This is a genomic window from Paenibacillus bovis, assembly GCF_001421015.2.
Taxonomy (GTDB): domain Bacteria; phylum Bacillota; class Bacilli; order Paenibacillales; family Paenibacillaceae; genus Saccharibacillus; species Saccharibacillus bovis.
In genome coordinates, this window is the sequence record NZ_CP013023.1 from 393,325 (window position 1) to 410,617 (window position 17,293).

General features: G+C 48.2%; 13 protein-coding genes and 1 pseudogene. 7 read left to right on the forward strand and 7 right to left on the reverse strand.

Annotation, left to right across the window (positions count from 1 at the left end; translation table 11 throughout):
- Positions 1-14: 14 nt before the first annotated feature.
- Positions 15-1,034 (reverse strand): YdcF family protein, encoded by a 1,020-nt coding sequence (locus tag AR543_RS01695; RefSeq protein WP_060531267.1) that lies wholly within the window; start codon positions 1,032-1,034, stop codon positions 15-17.
- Between the two features lie 176 nt (positions 1,035-1,210).
- On the opposite strand from AR543_RS01695, the gene AR543_RS24180 reads away from it, so the two are divergent.
- The 5 genes and pseudogenes from AR543_RS24180 (at position 1,211) to AR543_RS01715 (ending at position 6,019) form a co-directional block, all read left to right on the forward strand.
- Positions 1,211-1,381: a hypothetical protein gene (locus AR543_RS24180; protein WP_158523917.1), complete on the forward strand. Its 171-nt coding sequence runs from the start codon at positions 1,211-1,213 to the stop codon at positions 1,379-1,381.
- Positions 1,382-1,518: 137 nt separating this feature from the next.
- Positions 1,519-2,226: a response regulator transcription factor gene (locus AR543_RS01700; RefSeq protein ID WP_060531269.1), complete on the forward strand. Its 708-nt coding sequence runs from the start codon at positions 1,519-1,521 to the stop codon at positions 2,224-2,226.
- Positions 2,223-3,226 (forward strand): annotated as a pseudogene (locus AR543_RS01705) (sensor histidine kinase). The gene AR543_RS01700 and the pseudogene AR543_RS01705 overlap by 4 nt, the downstream one beginning before the upstream one ends.
- A 176-nt stretch (positions 3,227-3,402) precedes the next feature.
- Positions 3,403-4,170: an ABC transporter ATP-binding protein gene (locus AR543_RS01710; RefSeq protein ID WP_060531271.1), complete on the forward strand. Its 768-nt coding sequence runs from the start codon at positions 3,403-3,405 to the stop codon at positions 4,168-4,170.
- Positions 4,142-6,019 (forward strand): ABC transporter permease, encoded by a 1,878-nt coding sequence (locus AR543_RS01715; protein WP_060531273.1) that lies wholly within the window; start codon positions 4,142-4,144, stop codon positions 6,017-6,019. Before AR543_RS01710 ends, AR543_RS01715 begins: the two co-directional genes overlap by 29 nt.
- 250 nt (positions 6,020-6,269) lie before the next feature.
- Here AR543_RS01715 and AR543_RS01720 read toward each other — a convergent pair whose 3' ends face one another.
- Positions 6,270-7,355 carry a metallophosphoesterase gene (locus tag AR543_RS01720; RefSeq protein ID WP_060536600.1) on the reverse strand — a complete coding sequence of 362 codons (1,086 nt, stop codon included), beginning with the start codon at positions 7,353-7,355 and terminating at the stop codon, positions 6,270-6,272.
- Between the two features lie 336 nt (positions 7,356-7,691).
- On the reverse strand, positions 7,692-8,180 hold the full coding sequence (gene greA / locus AR543_RS01725) for a transcription elongation factor GreA (protein WP_060531275.1): 489 nt from the start codon (positions 8,178-8,180) through the stop codon (positions 7,692-7,694).
- Positions 8,181-8,495: 315 nt separating this feature from the next.
- Between greA and AR543_RS01730 the strand changes: the two genes are divergently transcribed.
- Positions 8,496-9,989 (forward strand): peptide MFS transporter, encoded by a 1,494-nt coding sequence (locus tag AR543_RS01730; RefSeq protein WP_060531278.1) that lies wholly within the window; start codon positions 8,496-8,498, stop codon positions 9,987-9,989.
- 190 nt (positions 9,990-10,179) lie between these two features.
- Here the strand turns inward: AR543_RS01730 and AR543_RS01735 are convergent, their stop codons facing one another.
- The 4 genes from AR543_RS01735 to rlmN form a co-directional block, all read right to left on the reverse strand.
- Complete coding sequence (locus AR543_RS01735; protein ID WP_060531280.1) at positions 10,180-11,475, reverse strand: glycosyltransferase family 2 protein; 1,296 nt, start codon at positions 11,473-11,475, stop codon at positions 10,180-10,182.
- A gap of 220 nt (positions 11,476-11,695) precedes the next feature.
- Positions 11,696-12,571, reverse strand: a complete 876-nt coding sequence (locus tag AR543_RS01740; RefSeq protein WP_060531282.1) for a GGDEF domain-containing protein — start codon at positions 12,569-12,571, stop codon at positions 11,696-11,698.
- Between the two features lie 23 nt (positions 12,572-12,594).
- A complete protein-coding gene (locus AR543_RS01745; RefSeq protein ID WP_060531284.1) occupies positions 12,595-13,698 on the reverse strand; it encodes a hypothetical protein in 1,104 nt (367 codons plus the stop codon).
- 296 nt (positions 13,699-13,994) lie between these two features.
- Entirely contained in the window at positions 13,995-15,101 is a 1,107-nt protein-coding gene (gene rlmN / locus AR543_RS01750; RefSeq protein WP_060531286.1) for a dual-specificity RNA methyltransferase RlmN, read from the reverse strand.
- A 542-nt stretch (positions 15,102-15,643) separates the two neighbouring features.
- On the opposite strand from rlmN, the gene AR543_RS01755 reads away from it, so the two are divergent.
- Positions 15,644-17,044 carry an amino acid permease gene (locus AR543_RS01755; protein ID WP_227871814.1) on the forward strand — a complete coding sequence of 467 codons (1,401 nt, stop codon included), beginning with the start codon at positions 15,644-15,646 and terminating at the stop codon, positions 17,042-17,044.
- Positions 17,045-17,293: the final 249 nt, after the last annotated feature.

Consider the following 17,293-nt stretch of genomic DNA (forward strand, 5'->3'; position numbering starts at 1 on the left):
CAATGTCAGGCAAATCAGACGATCATTAGCACCAATACCGCCATCATGGCCAGAATCAGCCCAGCTGCAATAATTCGGATATGGATACGACGATGCATCACGATAATCGCGATATATTCGCGAATAAAAGCATTAGGCAAATAGTATAGCGCTGTATAGGACCCTACGCCGTCACCCTGTATGCCTGCCTGTCTGGCATAGATACCTGCGCGGAACAGATGAAAATTATTGGTCACAAAGATGCAGGAGTACGGCTTGCCGCCCATCAGCTCATCCATCTTTTGCCGGGACAAGCGCATGTTTTGCAGCGTATTGGCTGATTCATTCTCAATAATGATATGGTCGGCCGGAATACCCTTTTCCAGCAAATACTGTCCCATCGCTTCTCCCTCGGCAGTCTGTTCATCACTACCCTGTCCGCCGGATACGACGATCCGTGGCGGTTCTCCATCCTGGTGCCGCAGGTACACATCAATCCCCTGATCCAGCCGGCTAGCCAGCAGCGGCGGCACCTTGTTGCGAATCAGTCCGCTTCCCAGCACGATAATAAAGTCCGGCCGATAACGCGGCCGATGGAAATTATACAGCAGGGACGATACCAGATAGCAGATAAACAGCAATCCAAAATACGCCACACAAAGCTGCACTACAATAACAAACGGTGCCAGCACACTATTATAGGGTGCGATCAATACGAGCGGGGGCAGCACCAGAATCCCGAATCCGGTTAGCATCGACAGCAGATTGGGCAGTTTCCATCCTTCTTTGCGCAGCAGAATCCGGCCATTGTAAATAAGGGCTACACCAATACCCAGCACAACGACCGGAGCCAGCAGCAGCAGGATCAGAATCAGCAGCACAGCGATATACGGTACATGTCCTGCCAGATGATTCATTGCATAAAGGACCAGACCAAACAGCAGCAGAATAATCCCGATCGTCAAAAAGACACCGTTCTGCAGTCGCCTGCGATCCTGTGTATAGCTAATCACAAACATGACCAGACATAATCCGGCCATACCCAGTATGTACATCTATTTCTCTCCTCTTCTCCGGTTATGAACATGATACCATGAGTCCACTCTATTCTTACCCTTATTTTGAGATTACAAAAGTGTAAGGATAACGTAAGAAAAGATTAAGACAATGCGACATTATACGAAGGTATACTATGTTAGGATAAACACTATACCAATCCAAGGAGGAATCAATGATGGGAAAATGGCTGTTCAAAACCATAATGGCTGCCCTGTTTACCGGTGCCATCGTCTATATCGGCCTGCATCATAAATGGCCCGAGCTGGATCAGATCGCACTGCTGGCCAAACAGTATTCGCATATACTTACCGATATTCTGCCGGCTGCCGGCCGCATTTCCTAAGCCAAATCTGCAGCAACGTTATTCACCAAAATTATCCATAAAATGGTATTCCGCAGCTCAAATAGTATACTAATAAGGCATCCCACCGAATCTGCGGATACGTGTGGGATGATTTCATTTGTAAGGAGTCTACAGCTATGCAGAAAATTATGATTGTCGAAGATGATCCCAAAATTGCCGGTCTGCTGCAAAATCATATAACCAGGTATGCATATGAGGTGATCCTCACTGTTAATTTCAGTAATGTACTGGAAGAATTCCGGCAGGCCCAACCCGATCTGGTGCTACTCGATGTGAATCTACCCAGCTTTGACGGATATTACTGGTGCCGGCAGATCCGTAATCATTCTATCTGTCCCGTACTGTTCATCTCCGCGCGTTCCGGTGAGATGGATCAGATTATGGCTCTGGAAAATGGTGCCGATGACTATATTACCAAGCCGTTCGACTATGGCATCATCATGGCCAAAATCCGCAGTCAATTGCGCCGTGCTTATGGCGAATATGCTAGCCGAACCGAGGAACATATTGTAGAAGTTGCCGGTCTGCGCCTGTACCCGGAACGTATGGAGCTGGCCTACACAGATGCTGTTATCCCGCTTACCCGCAAGGAATGCGATATTATTGGCAGTCTGATGGAGCGCCACCCTCGCGTGGCAAGCCGGGAGGCACTGCTGGAAAAGCTCTGGGATGATCAGAATTTTGTGGACGAGAATACGCTGAACGTAAATATTACCCGTGTACGCAAGAAATTTCAGGAGCTGGGGTTGGAGGATGCCGTTGAGACAGTACGCGGTAGCGGGTATCGACTGAACGTCTTCTGGACTGGAGAGGAGAAGCAATGAAACTTTTTCTGCGGGAACATGCACTGCTGATCACGCTGCATGTGATCCAGTTTTTTGCGGTATTGGGCATTTACTGGATGGACGGCTATCATCGCCTCGCACCGGCGCTTTATTCGGTCTTTCTGGGGTGTTTCTGTTGGGATGCTATTTGACCTATCATTATCTCAGTCGCCGTCGCTATTTTGGCATCCTTGGTCAGCCGCTTTCCGGCATGGAGGAATCGATCCAGCAGCTAGATCAGACACCGGTCGGGGAAGCACTGGAAGAACTGCTCCGCCAGCAGTACCGATTCTATCAGGAACAGCTGGCTGCAGCGCAGCGTGAGCAAAAGCAGCATCTGACCTTTATGGATCAATGGGTGCATCAGATGAAGACGCCTCTGTCCGTAATTGAGTTGACCGTACAGCAGGTAGATGAACCGGAGTATGCCAGTATTCGCGAAGAAACCGAGAGGATGCGCTCCGGCCTGAATACCATTCTGTATATGGCCCGGCTTCGTACCTTTCAGCAGGACTTCCATCCCCGATCACTCGCTCTGTCGCAGATCGTGCATGAAGTGATTCACGAACATAAGCGTTCCTTTATTCGCAACAATGTGTATCCCGAGGTGCAGACTATTAAAGGGATGCTGATGGTGGATTCGGATGAGAAATGGCTGTTTTTCATGCTGTCCCAGCTGGTCATGAATAGCGTGAAATATTCTGCGGGCAGCGGCCAGAAAATTCACATCCATTCTTTTATCCGAGATCGGCAGGCTGTACTGGAAGTGCGCGATCATGGTGTCGGTATTCCGGCAGCAGATCTCAAGCGGGTATTTGATCCGTTTTTCACGGGCGAGAATGGACGGCATTTTCGGGAGTCGACCGGAATGGGGCTCTATCTGACCAGGGAAGCAGCCAACCAGCTGGGTCATGCATTGGAATTGGAATCAGCTCCAGGACAGGGAACTACGGTCCGTATTGTTTTCCATTCCTGGCAGCAGCTCTCCCCTTCAGAGTAATTTTCGTATTCATTTCACCGCTGCTGTTCCTCCCAGTTCCACTTCCCTGCTGCGCTGCCTTACCTTACATACATGTAAGCCGGATGAAAGGAAAATCGATAGCTGGCTCCCTGCCCTCGTACTATACTGGGCACATGAGAACAACCAAGAAATCGATGGACCAAGGAGGACTACACATGCTTAATGTTAACCAGATCAGCAAAACCTACAGCGGCAAAATCGCCTATAAAGCACTGACCGATATTCAGTTTACAATTGAAGACGGGGAGTTTGTCGGTATTATGGGACCATCCGGTAGCGGCAAAACGACGCTCCTCAATCTGATTGCCACTATCGATGAGCCGACCAGCGGACAGATTCTGATCAACGGACAAAATATTAACCAGATGAAAAAAAACGAACTGGCTCGCTTCCGGCGGCGGGAACTCGGCTTTATTTTCCAGGACTTCAATCTGCTGCATACTCTGACCGTACAGGAAAATATTGTCCTCCCACTGACACTCGACGGCAGCAAAGTCAGCGAAATGAAGCAAAAAGCAGCCGCTATTGCAGAAAAGCTGGGCATTACCTCCATTTTGAACAAGCGCACCTATGAAATCTCAGGCGGACAGGCGCAACGTACTGCAATCGCCCGGGCAATGATCCATTCCCCCAAAATGCTACTGGCTGATGAGCCGACCGGAAACCTGGATTCCAAATCAGCCCGGGATGTTATGGAAATGCTGGAGACTATCAACCGTGAACAGCAGACTACCATGATGCTCGTTACCCATGATCCGGTAGCCGCCAGCTACTGCAGCAGAGTTATTTTTATCCGGGATGGACGTCTGTACAGTGAGATTCACCGCGGGGATAATCGCCAGGCCTTTTTCCAGAAAATCATCGATACCTTATCACTGCTGGGAGGGCATTCGAATGACATTTCGTCAATTCGCTTATCATAATGTCGTCCGGAACAAACGTCTGTATGCCGCTTACTTTCTGAGCAGCATGTTTACGGTAATGGTATTTTTCACCTTTGCGATCTTCGCCTACCATCCACTGCTCGCTGATGGACAGGTCAATCATAATGTTCAAGGCGGAATGTCTACTGCCAAATGGATGATCTATGTTTTTTCCTTTTTCTTTGTACTGTACTCAATGAGTTCCTTTTTGAAGACACGCAAAAGGGAATTTGGCCTGCTGATGATGCAGGGAATGTCTCCAGGACAACTGCGACAGATGGTATTTCTGGAAAATATCATTATCGGCTTTGCGGCTACGCTTGGCGGTATTGGGCTGGGACTCGTATTTGCCAAAGCCATCCTGCTGGCTGGTGAGCATATTCTGGTGATTGAAGGCGGATTGAATTTTTACTTTCCTGTACGAGCCATTATCGTGACATGTATATCCTTCTTTATTCTATTTCTGCTTATTTCCCTGTTTATCTCCTCCGTACTGCGAAGCGGCAAATTAATTGATCTGATCAAAGGCAGCCAGAAAGCACGCAATGAGCCGAAAGCTTCCATGCTGCTGTCGCTGCTCGTGCTAATACTGATCGGGACCGGTTATACGCTGGCCCTGCTGGCCAGAGGATCAGATGCGTTTATTCTTCTTATTCCGGTCAGCATTGTGGTATCGGTAGGCAGCTATCTATTGTTCACCCAGCTCAGTGTCTATATTATTCGGAGACTCAAAAGCAAAGAGTCCTTTTTCTGGAGCCGAACCAATATGCTGTTGCTCTCCGATCTATCCTACCGGATGAAAGACAATGCGCGTACCTTTTTCCTTGTCTGTATTGTCTCTACAGTCTCCTTTTGCGCTATCGGCTCTCTGTATGGACTGCAGAGCGTAGTAACGCGTAATGTAGCGCTCAGCAATCCCTATGTAGTCAGCTACCTGGCGAAAAGCAAGGAAGTCAATGTGCAGAAGTATACCGATTCTATCGATCATACCCTGCAAAAGCATAATATCCGAACAACCCGGATGAATCAGATGCTGACAGAATATAATATGAAGGAGGATTCCTCCACCCAGACAATTGTTAGTCTCTCCATGTTCAATCAGCTGGCAGAGCTGTCCGATCGACCGTCGATCCAGCTGAATACTGATGAGACTGTTGCAGTCACTCCTTTTCAACTGGATCTGGATCATCTGAATCTGCCCGCTACAACCTCCAGTGGTATCGCCGTCAAGCCAGATCGGTTGATTCAGTCCGGCGTGCTGGGTGTGGAAGGGATCTCGTTCGTCGTCCCGGATCATATCTATGCCCAGCTCGGCAAACCGGCTGATTACAGATCCCTGTATGTCTGGGCAGGCGATCAGGAGCAGCAGGAAGTTCTGCTGGCAGGCTCGGAAATATACAACGAACTGGACCCTTCCACAACAACTCACCGGATTATGGTTCCCGGCTATGACCTGAATCAGGAGCTAGGCTCGTATGGAGCGATTCTGTTTATCGGTTTATTTATCGGAATTGTGTTCTTTGTCTCGGCCGGCAGCTTTTTGTATTTCCGGTTATACAGCGATCTGGACGAGGACAAGCAGAAATTCCGCTCTATCGCCAAACTTGGTCTGACGATCCCCGAGTTGAATCGGGTGCTGAACCGGCAGATCATCCTGTTGTTCTTTGCTCCGATTGTTGTCGCTATGCTGCATGGGGCCATTGCCCTGACGACACTCGCTAATATGTTCCAGACTTCATTATTCAAAGAATCGCTGACGGTACTGGGGATCTTTTTCCTCATCCAGCTGGTCTACTTCCTGATCGTCCGTTTCTTTTATATCAAACAGGTACGGGCAGCTATCCGCTGATTCCTAATGCCAATCTACAGCGATTGATGGGGATGCTGGTTGGGCCAATCCAGCTATCCTCGTATAATTAAAAGTAAAAGTCCGTTCTGCTCAACACGATAATGATGTTGAACAGAACGGACTTTTTTGTTTTCAAACAGATCATTCTTGCAGCGCTTGCCGCAAAAAACACGCTGGTTGACTATCATTAACAACGGTCTGCACCGGTCTTAGCGAAGTCTGTACATTCGGGGATAGCTATCCTTTATTCCTACTGAAACTTCACATGAATCTGTACAATCTCGGATCGTGTACCGATTCGCATCGGACTGCCCCAGAAGCCAAATCCGGAAGAGACAATCGAGTGCAATTGTCCTTTTTGCAAATAACCCCAGTCATTCTCGAACAAACGCTTGGTAATCAGGTTAAATGGTGCCATCTGTCCGCGGTGGGTGTGTCCGGATACCATCAGATCGACACCCAGCTGCTGCTCTTTATCCAGCTCATACGGCTGGTGATCCATGACGATAATCGGATGGGAGTGGTCGACAGACTTCAGCAGCTTGCTCAGCTCGGCACGCGGACGATCGCTATAATCCTGGCGCCCGACCAGCGTAATGCCGTTATCCAGTACGATAGACTCGTCATACAGCACATGCAGATTGCTCTGATTCAGGGAATCGATCAGATTAATGCCTTTTTCGAACCGGTCATGGTTGCCGAGGGATGAATAGACCGGCGCTTTTAGCCCTTTGAGAATTTCGGGGATATCGGTCTTCACATAGTACGGCAGATTATCGTCGATCACATCGCCCGGCATCAGGATCAGATCCGGCTGCAGCGCATTGACCCGCTCTACCAGTCGACGTGCATGGGCTTCGTTGGATAACACACCAAAATGCATATCCGACGCCATGACAATATTCATTTCCTTTTTGCCTTCGACAGGCTTGTTGATCGTAATATCATAGTTACGGACAACCGGACTGTAGGCATTATACATCCCGAGTGAGAAGACGCCGATAAAGGCGACAACCGTAATCCACCCCGCCCATATAATGACTGAATGATGGGACAACGAGGACAAGCGGGTGAGTGCAACGACAATATTCATAACGGGCATCCATAATATCGAGAAATACAGCAGTGCAATCCAGACGGCGCCAATCTGTTTGAAAATAACCATTTCATTTTTCCAGAATCCAAGAAACAACGCATATGCCAGAATCAACAATACAACGATCCAGATATAACGTGGATATGCATGATTCGGAGACAACTCCGCCAGCCATACCCATCCATTCCATCCAATATAGAACATAATCAGATGGTACAATACCAAAATTGCAATTCCCATCCACACAGTAGCGATCTCCTATCTGAGTATCTTATTCCTATGCCGTATCTATCTTTGGTTAATATGGAAAATTCTTAATTTTGAAGTATCGGCAGGTCATACAATAGTATATAAGATTGCCCGCCCCGGAACAAATGAAAAGTGAAAATTCAAGAGTAAACCTTTGACTTGAACCTGCTTTTTAGTTGAATAACGCTTGAGCAGGGTTCATGCATACAACAAACAGCCCGCCTTCTACAATTAAATGTAAAAGCGGGCTGTTTGTTAAACATGCATTTTTCTGTATTTATCATCCGATCTGCCAATGAAGCCAATCGCCGGATACCTGTTATGCCCTTAACCGGCGCTCTTGATCTCCAGCAGTTCGTAATGGAAAGTTCCCATTGGAGCTTCGAACGTAATTTTGTCTCCTGCCTGGTGACCCATCAGCGCTTTGCCGAGCGGGCTCTCATAGGACAGTTTGTTATTGGCCAGATCCGCTTCAGCCGGTCCTACCAGCTGATACTCCAGCACTTCGTCAAATTCGATATCCTTCAGTACTGCAATCGAACCCAGACTGACTTTGGATACATCCAGATTCTCCGCGCTGATTACACGGGAATTGCGCAGCATGCGCTCCAGTGTCAGAATACGAGTCTCCATAAATGCCTGATCTTCCTTGGCAGAATGGTATTCACTATTTTCTTTTAAGTCACCATAGCTGATCGCTGTTTTCAAGCGGGCAGCCAGTTCCTGGCGGCGAGGACCTTTCAGTTCTCTGAGTTCTTCTTCCAGCTTCGCCAGACCCTCAGGGGTCAGGATTACTTCTTCGTTCTCGTTTGCCATCTACTCTCAACTCCTTAATTTCTATTATACCTCATCTGCTGCGATTTTCCTTGGATTGTTGCAAATCGTCGGCAGAGATCTTTCTTCTCTATTTATTTCACCTTCTATTCCGCAGTTGTTAACGTAATTCTGTAGCTTCCTGTTAACTTTTGTTATTGATGAACCCGTACAGGTATTGTATTCTAATGGTTCGGGTGTATATCACAGTGTGTAAGTAATTTCGACAGACATGATTTCGTATTGTGGAAGCCCTGGCAGCTGGCGACACTCAGTCAACTGCCTATATTTATATTAAGACATCAAGGAGGTTCATCTGTGTCCGATATCACCAAGGAAAAGATTGTAGAAAGTGTGCCCCAGCGCGGATTTTTCGGTCATCCCCGCGGACTGTTCACACTATTCTTCACTGAATTCTGGGAACGTTTCTCTTATTACGGAATGAGAGCAATTCTGATCTACTACATGTACTACGAAGTTACTCGCGGTGGTCTGGGTATGGATCAGAATACGGCGACAGCTATTATGTCCATTTATGGATCGCTTGTCTACATGTCCGGTATTATTGGCGGCTGGCTCGCCGACCGGGTATTTGGCACGTCACGCGCTGTATTTTATGGCGGTATATTCATTATGCTCGGTCATATTGTACTGGCGATTCCGGGCGGAGCGGGACTATTGTTCACCTCGATGGCGCTGATCGTTCTCGGTACGGGACTACTCAAGCCAAATGCTTCCACTCTCGTCGGTGAGCTGTACAGTGAAAAGGATGCACGCCGCGATAGTGGATTCAGCATCTACTACATGGGGGTTAACCTCGGTGGCTTTGTAGCACCGCTGACGGTCGGTACGATTGGTACCGAGATTAACTTCCATCTGGGCTTCGGTCTGGCAGCTGTAGGTATGTTCCTCGGTCTGCTGGTATTCGTATTTACACGCAAAGGCAGTCTGGGTCTGGCTGGAATGAATGTAGCCAATCCACTGACTGGCGGAGAGAAGAAAAGAGCAATCACACGCATCGTGATCGGTGTAATCGTTATTGCTATTGTAGGCGTTATTGCGATCTTCATGGGCTGGCTGACACTGAAGTCCTTTGTACTCGTGGTTGCCTGTCTGGGTATACTTATCCCCATCTGCTACTTTACGGTTATGTATCGCAGCAATAAAACAACAGATGTGGAGCGCTCCCGTCTACTTGCCTATATCCCGTTGTTTATCGCTTCTGTCATGTTCTGGTCGATCCAGGAACAAGGATCGACTATTTTGGCCCGGTTTGCCGATCAGCGCACACAGCTGCACTTCCTCGGCATTAACGTTTCGCCAGCCTGGTTCCAATCCCTGAATCCGCTGTTCATTATTATTCTGGCACCGGTATTCGCGTGGCTCTGGACCAAAATGGGAGATCGCCAACCGATCATCCCGCGCAAGTTCTCGATCGGTATCCTGTTCGCAGGTCTGTCGTTCCTGGTGATTCTGCTGCCAGCATACTTTGGCGGCGATAATGCACTGGTCAGTCCGTTGTGGCTGGTACTCAGCTACTTCCTCGTCGTGATCGGGGAGCTGTGCTTGTCGCCAGTTGGATTGTCCGCAACAACCAAGCTCGCTCCGGCAGCATTCTCGGCGCAGACGATGAGTCTGTGGTTCCTGTCCAATGCGGCAGCTCAGGCAATCAATGCGCTACTGACCAACTTCTACAGAGAAGAGACAGAGATGATCTACTTTGGCGTGATCGGCGGCGTGTCGATTCTGCTGAGTGTTATTCTGTATCTTTTTGCACCGAAGATTCAGAGCTATATGAAAGGCATTCGTTAATCTTTTGTATTGACGAACTTCTAATTGATGCGAGCGATAAACGACCGGTCAAACCGCTGTATGGGTCTGATCCTGTCTATACAAAAGGCGCTTTCTCCTCTACTTTTGGGAGAAAGCGCCTTTTGGCTTTTTATAGCATATCCGGTTATGGCCTACCAGCATATATAGAGTGCGGAGAGCGAATTTGCGTTTAACCGAAACGCTTTGTTTTGTACCAGCTCGTTTTGCGGCCGGTAAAAATATCGACCAGCAGCGAGTAGAATGCTTTGACCGAAATCAGCAGGAACAGCTGTGCATAAGTGAAATATGACAGACAGGCCAGTACAAAGTTGCGCGTATTACTCTGTCCGATATCCGACGCTAACGCCAGATTGATCTGGAGTACATAAATGTAATACATCAGTGCCCAGGAAATGACCAGATAAATATATACATCCCCGGCAAACTGGAACGGCGAGATGACACTTGGATCGAACAGGGAGAGGATCAAATACACCAGATTAATAACGAAAATAATATCGGATACGATAATAGCCAACATGAACCAGAAATAGCTGGCTGCATAATACAGGATAAACAATTTAATTCTCCAGCTGGTTGGTCTGAATAAATGATGGATATTATCAATAATGACCCGGTAATTCCCTTTCGCCCATCGTTGGCGCTGCTTGATGTAGATATCAAGGTCTTCAGGCTCCTGCTGGTAGGCTTCGGCTTGAGGAGCCAGCGCAATCAACCAGCCTCGGGTAAGAATCTCAAACGAAACAGCCGTATCTTCAGTAATCGCCTCTACATCCCAGCCACCAATATCTTTCATCAAGCTGGTTCTTACAATAAAATTCGTTCCCGGAATCGTTCCCAGCTTAAAAAGTTCCCATAATCCTGTATGATATACTCTTTGCGCAGTAATCAATTCCAGATTGATGCATCTGGATAGAAAATTCTGCCCACGATTGCGCGCTTTATTTCTGCCAAATACAGCCCCGTATTCCTTGGGATTTTCCAATGCTTTTTGCACAAGAAACATCAGGGAATTTCTCTCGGGAGCAGCGTCAGCATCGAATATACAGACCCATTCTCCGACAGTATCCTTTAATGCTTCATTTAGAGCACCAGACTTCCCGCCGCTTCCTTTCCGTTCAATAATCTGAAAATCGCGTCCCGCGTATTCTTTCTTTTCTTTTAATTCGTACAATCTTGCAGCAGTAGAATCGCTGCAATTATCAGCCACTATAATAATTTGCAACTTGTCTTCGGGATAATTCAATTGTAATATTCGTTCCGCAGTCGCTACGATCACCAACTCTTCATTGTGAGCCGGAACCATCACGGTAACGGTCGGATAATGATCCATATTTTCGGGGATATGAATCGTCTGTTTATTTTGCCTCGATAAAAAACGGATTGCACCCACCATAATTACAATGGCTTCGGCAACAGCCACCCAGATACTAAAAATCGAAAATAGCAATATGAAATCATTCACTTTTTTTGCCACCGTCCACGGTCATATTTACGATATACCTGATTTCGAAACGACAGCGTAGCAAAGGTCAAAAACCCAATCGCTATTACAAAAAAAATACTGACTCCTACACATAAAGGTATAAACCAATGCGTATATTCCATCATTCACATGTCCCTTCTGAAAAGGAAAATTTAAAATTCACTTCCGGCTTTGTCCAAATGATCTGAATGATGATTCTCTAAATATATTCCCCGATCAGATCCGTCTCGGTATTACGTTCCAGTGCAGCGATGACGTCGTCAATATCTTCATACTTTTCAAACTGCTCCGGCTGGAACACAAGCGCTCCGGCGCGTACAACGAGCTGCAGCGCCTGTCCCCGCTTATCCGGAAAATCAGTATCCATCATCGCATCCCGGATACGCCGGGTGAGCGGCTGCAAATAATCCTTGTTGGTCATCGGACAGAGAATAATGAATCGGCCATTGTCGATAGCAAACTTGTAGTCTTCAAAACGAATCTGCTTCTGGATCGTATCCGACAGAGTCAGGAGCAGACGCGCATACCCTGCGGAGCCTACAGACTCCTGTACAAGCGGCAGAAATTCGATTTTGAACATAGCTATGCAAAAGCTGTAGTTTTCGTGATAGCGTCTCGCCAGGTTGGAGTGCTTGACCAGTGCTTCAGTCAGCGCTGCTTTGTTGCCCAGCGTCGTATCAATATCCACCTGCGGAGTAATCTCTGCCAGTTCTTCCAGCCGTTCGACCAGTCTTCGGGTATCGATCAGACTATACTTGATCATCAGTGCCGCCAGAGTGCTGCCTGGAATCAGGAATAATTCCAGAAAGGTAAGTCCTTTGACCGGTGCAAATGTCACCAGCCAGACAAAATAGCTCACCAGAAATACAAAAATCATTACAACAGCAATACCGCGCGGCAGCCAAAAACCCAGCAGTAGGGCTGCCAGAGAGCCAATCGTGATACCCAGTTCCAACAATCCATAATGCTGCTGGGCATATACATCCCAGAATACAAGCAGCTGCTGAATGACAGTCAAAGCAATCAGCAGCGTATAGCCAATCATCGTACGCCGGATAGGGATTCGGTTGTTCATGTGTGTCCGTCCTTTTTCTGTTCTTATTGAGTCTGCTGGAGCTGCGTCTCTGCCAGCAGTGCGATCAAATTATCAAATGCGTGTGTATCGCCATCTGCTACATAGCCGCCCTGGTAAGGGCCATCCGCTGCCCGGAACTGGATCATCCGCTCGTACAGCTGCTGTGCCCAGTCACGGTCATTCATTCGCAGAGCGAGCTGTATAGCCAGTCCATAGACTGCAGGCGCTTCATAATCCACAGCAGGCTGGTGGGTAGAGCGATCATAGCGCCCATACAGCCGATGCTGCTGACTGAACTCCTTTTTCATAAAGGCAACCAGCTGATCCGGTGACTGTCCGTACTCAGCAAGATGAATACCAAGGATCAGCTGATCGATCAGATTGATCGTATCGTCATAATTGTACTGCTTGCTATTCACATCGTATGTCCGGGGATAAAAGGTACCGTCATTCGGCATATGCTGCAGCAGGTCACCGTACCGGCGATACTGCTCATCGGTCATCAGCCCATACTGCTTCATGCGCTGAAAAGTATGGATATCCACATACGTCAGGCTGAGTAGATCGGATGAGGTATCATGTACAAAATCATGATAATCAACCAGATAACCCTGCTTCTGATTCTGTGCCCACAGGGTATCGGTAATCTCGCGGGCTATCGCCAAATCAGATGTCTGTCCCCAGCGTTCATACGCGTCCAGCAGCGCTCCCACAATTCTCAGGTCGTCTCCCAGCGCATTGGTATTCACCTGTGCATGACCGCTCGCATCCAGCTTCCACCAGATATAATGCTGTGGCGATAAAAAGTAGGTCTGCAGCAATTGTACTTGCTGCTCCATCGCTTTGGGATCATCGCTGAGCAGCGCATACTGCATGGACAATCCGAGTGATTCGGATAATGCTTCCCTTCCCGCTACGATATTGGGATCGGTGGAAGGCTTATCTTTTAGATAAGAAGCGACCGTCCCATTGCTATTTGTCATATACGACTGCATAAATACCGCTGTTGAAGAATCTTTTGTTTTCATCAGGCTGCAGACAGCAACCCAGACGGCAGCAATCACTATGACAACCGCGAGCAGGATGTACCAGATTCGCCGTTTGAAGTGCCGTGAATGCTTCTGCATATATTCCTCCTTATCGGTGAATAACCTAGTTATTTAGCACTACATTATCTGTCAGTAATTATTCATTTTTATATATTCGACTTATTTTGACATAAAAATCGAGGTTCGCATAGAACTTTTTTACTGTTTTTTTCAAAAGTCAGAAATTTGTAAAACTATTATGAAAGTCCATGGACAGTCTTTGATGCAGTCCCCAGTCTTTTTGCTTTTCATCTGATAACAACGCAAAAAAGCTGCCGGATAATCTTCGGCAGCCTGCTTGTCTAACAAAATATACTTTGTTTGATAATTTATTGTTAACCGGTAACTACTTCGCCCCGGGTAGACTCGGTTTTGCGGGACTGGGAATCTTTGCGAATCTGCTTGCTGCGCAGCTGTCCGCAGGCAGCGTCGATATCGGTACCATGCTCCATACGGATGGTGCAGTTGATGCCGTTCTTTTTGAGAATATCGTAAAAGGCCAGGATATCCTCCTGCTTGCTGCGCTGGTACTGGCTATGCTCATCAACCGGATTGTAAGGGATCAGATTGACACTGGTCACCTGCTTCTTGTCAGCCAGCAGTTCAGCCAGTTCCTGAGCCTGTTCCTTCTGGTCATTCACACCCTGCAGCAGAATATACTCCATCATGATCCGGCGGTTGCTCTTCTCCAGATAGTAATCGACAGCATCCATCAGCTGCTCCAGCGGATAGGCGCGGTTGATTTTCATGATGCGTGTACGCAGTTCATTGTTCGGCGCATGCAGCGACAGTGCCAGATTCACCAGCAGATCGCTGTCAGCGAATTCGCGGATTTTGTCCGGCAGACCGCTGGTGGAGACGGTAATACGCTTCGGTGCGATCACGAGGCCTTTTTGGTCTTTGACAATATTGATAAAGTCGACCATGTTCTCAAAGTTATCGAACGGCTCGCCGATGCCCATCACGACGATATGTGTCACCAACTGATCCTGTCCGGCAGCATCCAGATGGAACTGTACTTTCATGATCTGCTCGACGATCTCGCCGGCGGTCAGATCACGGCTTTTCTTGATCAGTCCGCTGGCACAGAAGCTGCAGCCAATATTGCAGCCGACCTGGGTCGTTACGCAGACGGACTGGCCGTACTTCTGCTTCATGAGTACAGTCTCGATCAGGTTGCCATCCTGCAGACGCAGCAGGAACTTCACAGTGCCGTCCGCTGACTCCTGCTTGACGAATTCCTCCAGTGTCTGAATCGCAAAATGCTCTTCCAGCAGCGCGCGGCATTCCGGACGTACATCCGTCATTTCTTCAAATGTCGTTACCCGCTGGCGATACAGATAGTTCCATACCTGCAGTGCACGCGAGCGCTTGTGTCCGTGTTCTTCCAGCCATGTACCCAGCTGTTCTAAAGTAAATCCATATATGGATGGTTTATTCATTGGTTACCCTCTTTTCCTATACCCTGTTCTGTCATTCTGTGCCTATGGAGAACCGATGGTATATACCTGATCCGGTCAAATTGTATATGCGACTACGTTATATGCCAGTGTGATTTTATCCCCAGCTCGTCTTCTATTGAAGCTGAAGCCTTATTCACACATCCTGTACACTATAAAATGCAGTACAGGCCCAGCCAACTGTCAGCCAGACCCATACTGCTCATGCCTCCTATTGTCCCAAAATTCACACGTGAAAACAATAGAAAATACACAGTTATTACAGCAAATTTGATAAATCTACAGTTCCCGTTGCCAAAATTCACTCTTTCGCTTTACCAGAGAAAAGTGTATAGTAGGATACTGTCATGATATTTATATGACTATAAACGTCAGCTATCGCTAAAATCCGCCTCTATCTATGGAGCAGATCCATGAACTGACGCTGAATCATCACATCCTAATGATGCAGCCGGCTGTATGTCTGATTAACGGTCATCCGGCAAGCTCTCGATACGTTCTCGTAAATGGAAGGAGTCTTCAATGTGAGTAACAATAAAGTAGGCTTCTGGATTCTGACCGCCCTCGTCGTGGGCAATATGGTTGGCTCCGGAATATTCATGCTTCCGCGTTCATTGGCGGAAGTATCCAGTCCGGCAGGTTCCGTGCTGGCCTGGGCAATAACCGGATTCGGCGTGCTGATGCTGGCACTCGTATTCGGTAATCTGGCACTGCGCAAGCCTGAACTGAACGGCGGACCGCAAATCTATGCCAAAGAGCTGTTCCCCAACAGTCCTGTTTTATCCGTACTGTCCGGATTTATGTCGTCATGGGGCTACTGGGTCGGTAATGTAGCCGGATTCGTCGCGGTCATCACGACGTTCTCCAGTTATCTATCCACCTTTATTCCGGCGATGAAAAGCAGTGCGGTTTGGTTCAGTATCGGTACGCTGGATATCAAGACAGGCAATGCGCTGAACTTTATCGTCTGCTCGCTGCTGCTGTGGGCGACTCATGCCCTGGCACTGCGCGGAATCGAAGGCGCCGGTAAAATGAACCTGATCGCTACGGCGACCAAGGTAATTGGCTTTATGCTGTTTATTATTATCGCCCTGTTTACTTTTCAGGAAGCGAATATCGGCCCATTCGCTGCGCCGCATGTAAATGAAGATGGGCAGACGGTGGGACTGCTGTCACAGGTAAACAGCGCAGCGGTCGTTACGCTATGGGCATTTATCGGGGTCGAGTCCGCAATGGTATTCGCCGCCCGTGCCCGCCGCAAGCAGGATGTGAAGCGCGCAACTATCGTCGGTCTGCTAATGGCGCTCGTGCTGTATGTGGGGATCAGTATTCTGACCATGGGACTGCTGCCGGGTGAGCAGCTGATCCACTCGCAGAATCCACTGGTAGATGCAATGACAGCGGTACTCGGCCCGATCGGCGGCTATCTGCTCGCTGCACTCGGACTCGTGAGTCTGATCGGATCAACAATCGGCTGGGTGCTGCTCAGCGCCGAAGTACCGTATGAAGCCGCCAAGCAGGGCGTGTTTCTGCGTCCTTTCCGCAGTGTGAATAGCAAGGGAATGCCCAAGCTGTCCCTCTGGATCTCCAATGCGCTTGGACAGCTGCTGATCTTCTCCACGATCTCCGGATCGATTTCGCAGGCTTTTGACTTTATTATCGCGATTGCGACGCTGGCGTATCTGGTGCCTTATCTGATCTCGGCATTGTATCAGCTGCGTCTGGTCATTACCGGAGATGGCTACCGTCCGGGCGAACGCCGCCACTGGGACGGTCTGATCGCTGTACTGGCAACCATCTATTCGGCCTGGGTAATCTATGCGGGTACCGCCGACTGGAAAACGTTCTGGTTTGGCGTGCTGATGATCGCGAGCGGGATTATTTTCTATCCACTGCTGCTGCGTCAGCTGCGCAGCAAAGCATAGACAGTAGATGCAACTATATATGCTAGCGATCTATGGGTGAACCACTTACGACTCTATACGAAAAGATAGCCATAGCCGCTCTTCGTCCATTTCGATCATGGATAGGCTATTGCTCTGACTATCGTCTCAATATTGGAATAATAACCGACCTTCTGTCCAGCAGCGAACGATCGCTCGGTGGGCAGAAGGTTTTTTTGATATGTTCTCGTCTTGAAACCATCTCCGGATACGTTTAATCTGTAACAAAAT

Bases quoted from the DNA above. Each gene is read 5' to 3' on its own strand.
- AR543_RS01695 (WP_060531267.1), bottom strand. From the start codon at position 1,034: ATGTACATACTGGGTATGGCCGGATTATGTCTGGTCATGTTTGTGATT.
- AR543_RS24180 (WP_158523917.1), top strand. From the start codon at position 1,211: ATGATGGGAAAATGGCTGTTCAAAACCATAATGGCTGCCCTGTTTACC.
- AR543_RS01700 (WP_060531269.1), top strand. From the start codon at position 1,519: ATGCAGAAAATTATGATTGTCGAAGATGATCCCAAAATTGCCGGTCTG.
- AR543_RS01710 (WP_060531271.1), top strand. From the start codon at position 3,403: ATGCTTAATGTTAACCAGATCAGCAAAACCTACAGCGGCAAAATCGCC.
- AR543_RS01715 (WP_060531273.1), top strand. From the start codon at position 4,142: ATGACATTTCGTCAATTCGCTTATCATAATGTCGTCCGGAACAAACGT.
- AR543_RS01720 (WP_060536600.1), bottom strand. From the start codon at position 7,355: ATGGGAATTGCAATTTTGGTATTGTACCATCTGATTATGTTCTATATT.
- greA (WP_060531275.1), bottom strand. From the start codon at position 8,180: ATGGCAAACGAGAACGAAGAAGTAATCCTGACCCCTGAGGGTCTGGCG.
- AR543_RS01740 (WP_060531282.1), bottom strand. From the start codon at position 12,571: ATGAACAACCGAATCCCTATCCGGCGTACGATGATTGGCTATACGCTG.
- AR543_RS01745 (WP_060531284.1), bottom strand. From the start codon at position 13,698: ATGCAGAAGCATTCACGGCACTTCAAACGGCGAATCTGGTACATCCTG.
- rlmN (WP_060531286.1), bottom strand. From the start codon at position 15,101: ATGAATAAACCATCCATATATGGATTTACTTTAGAACAGCTGGGTACA.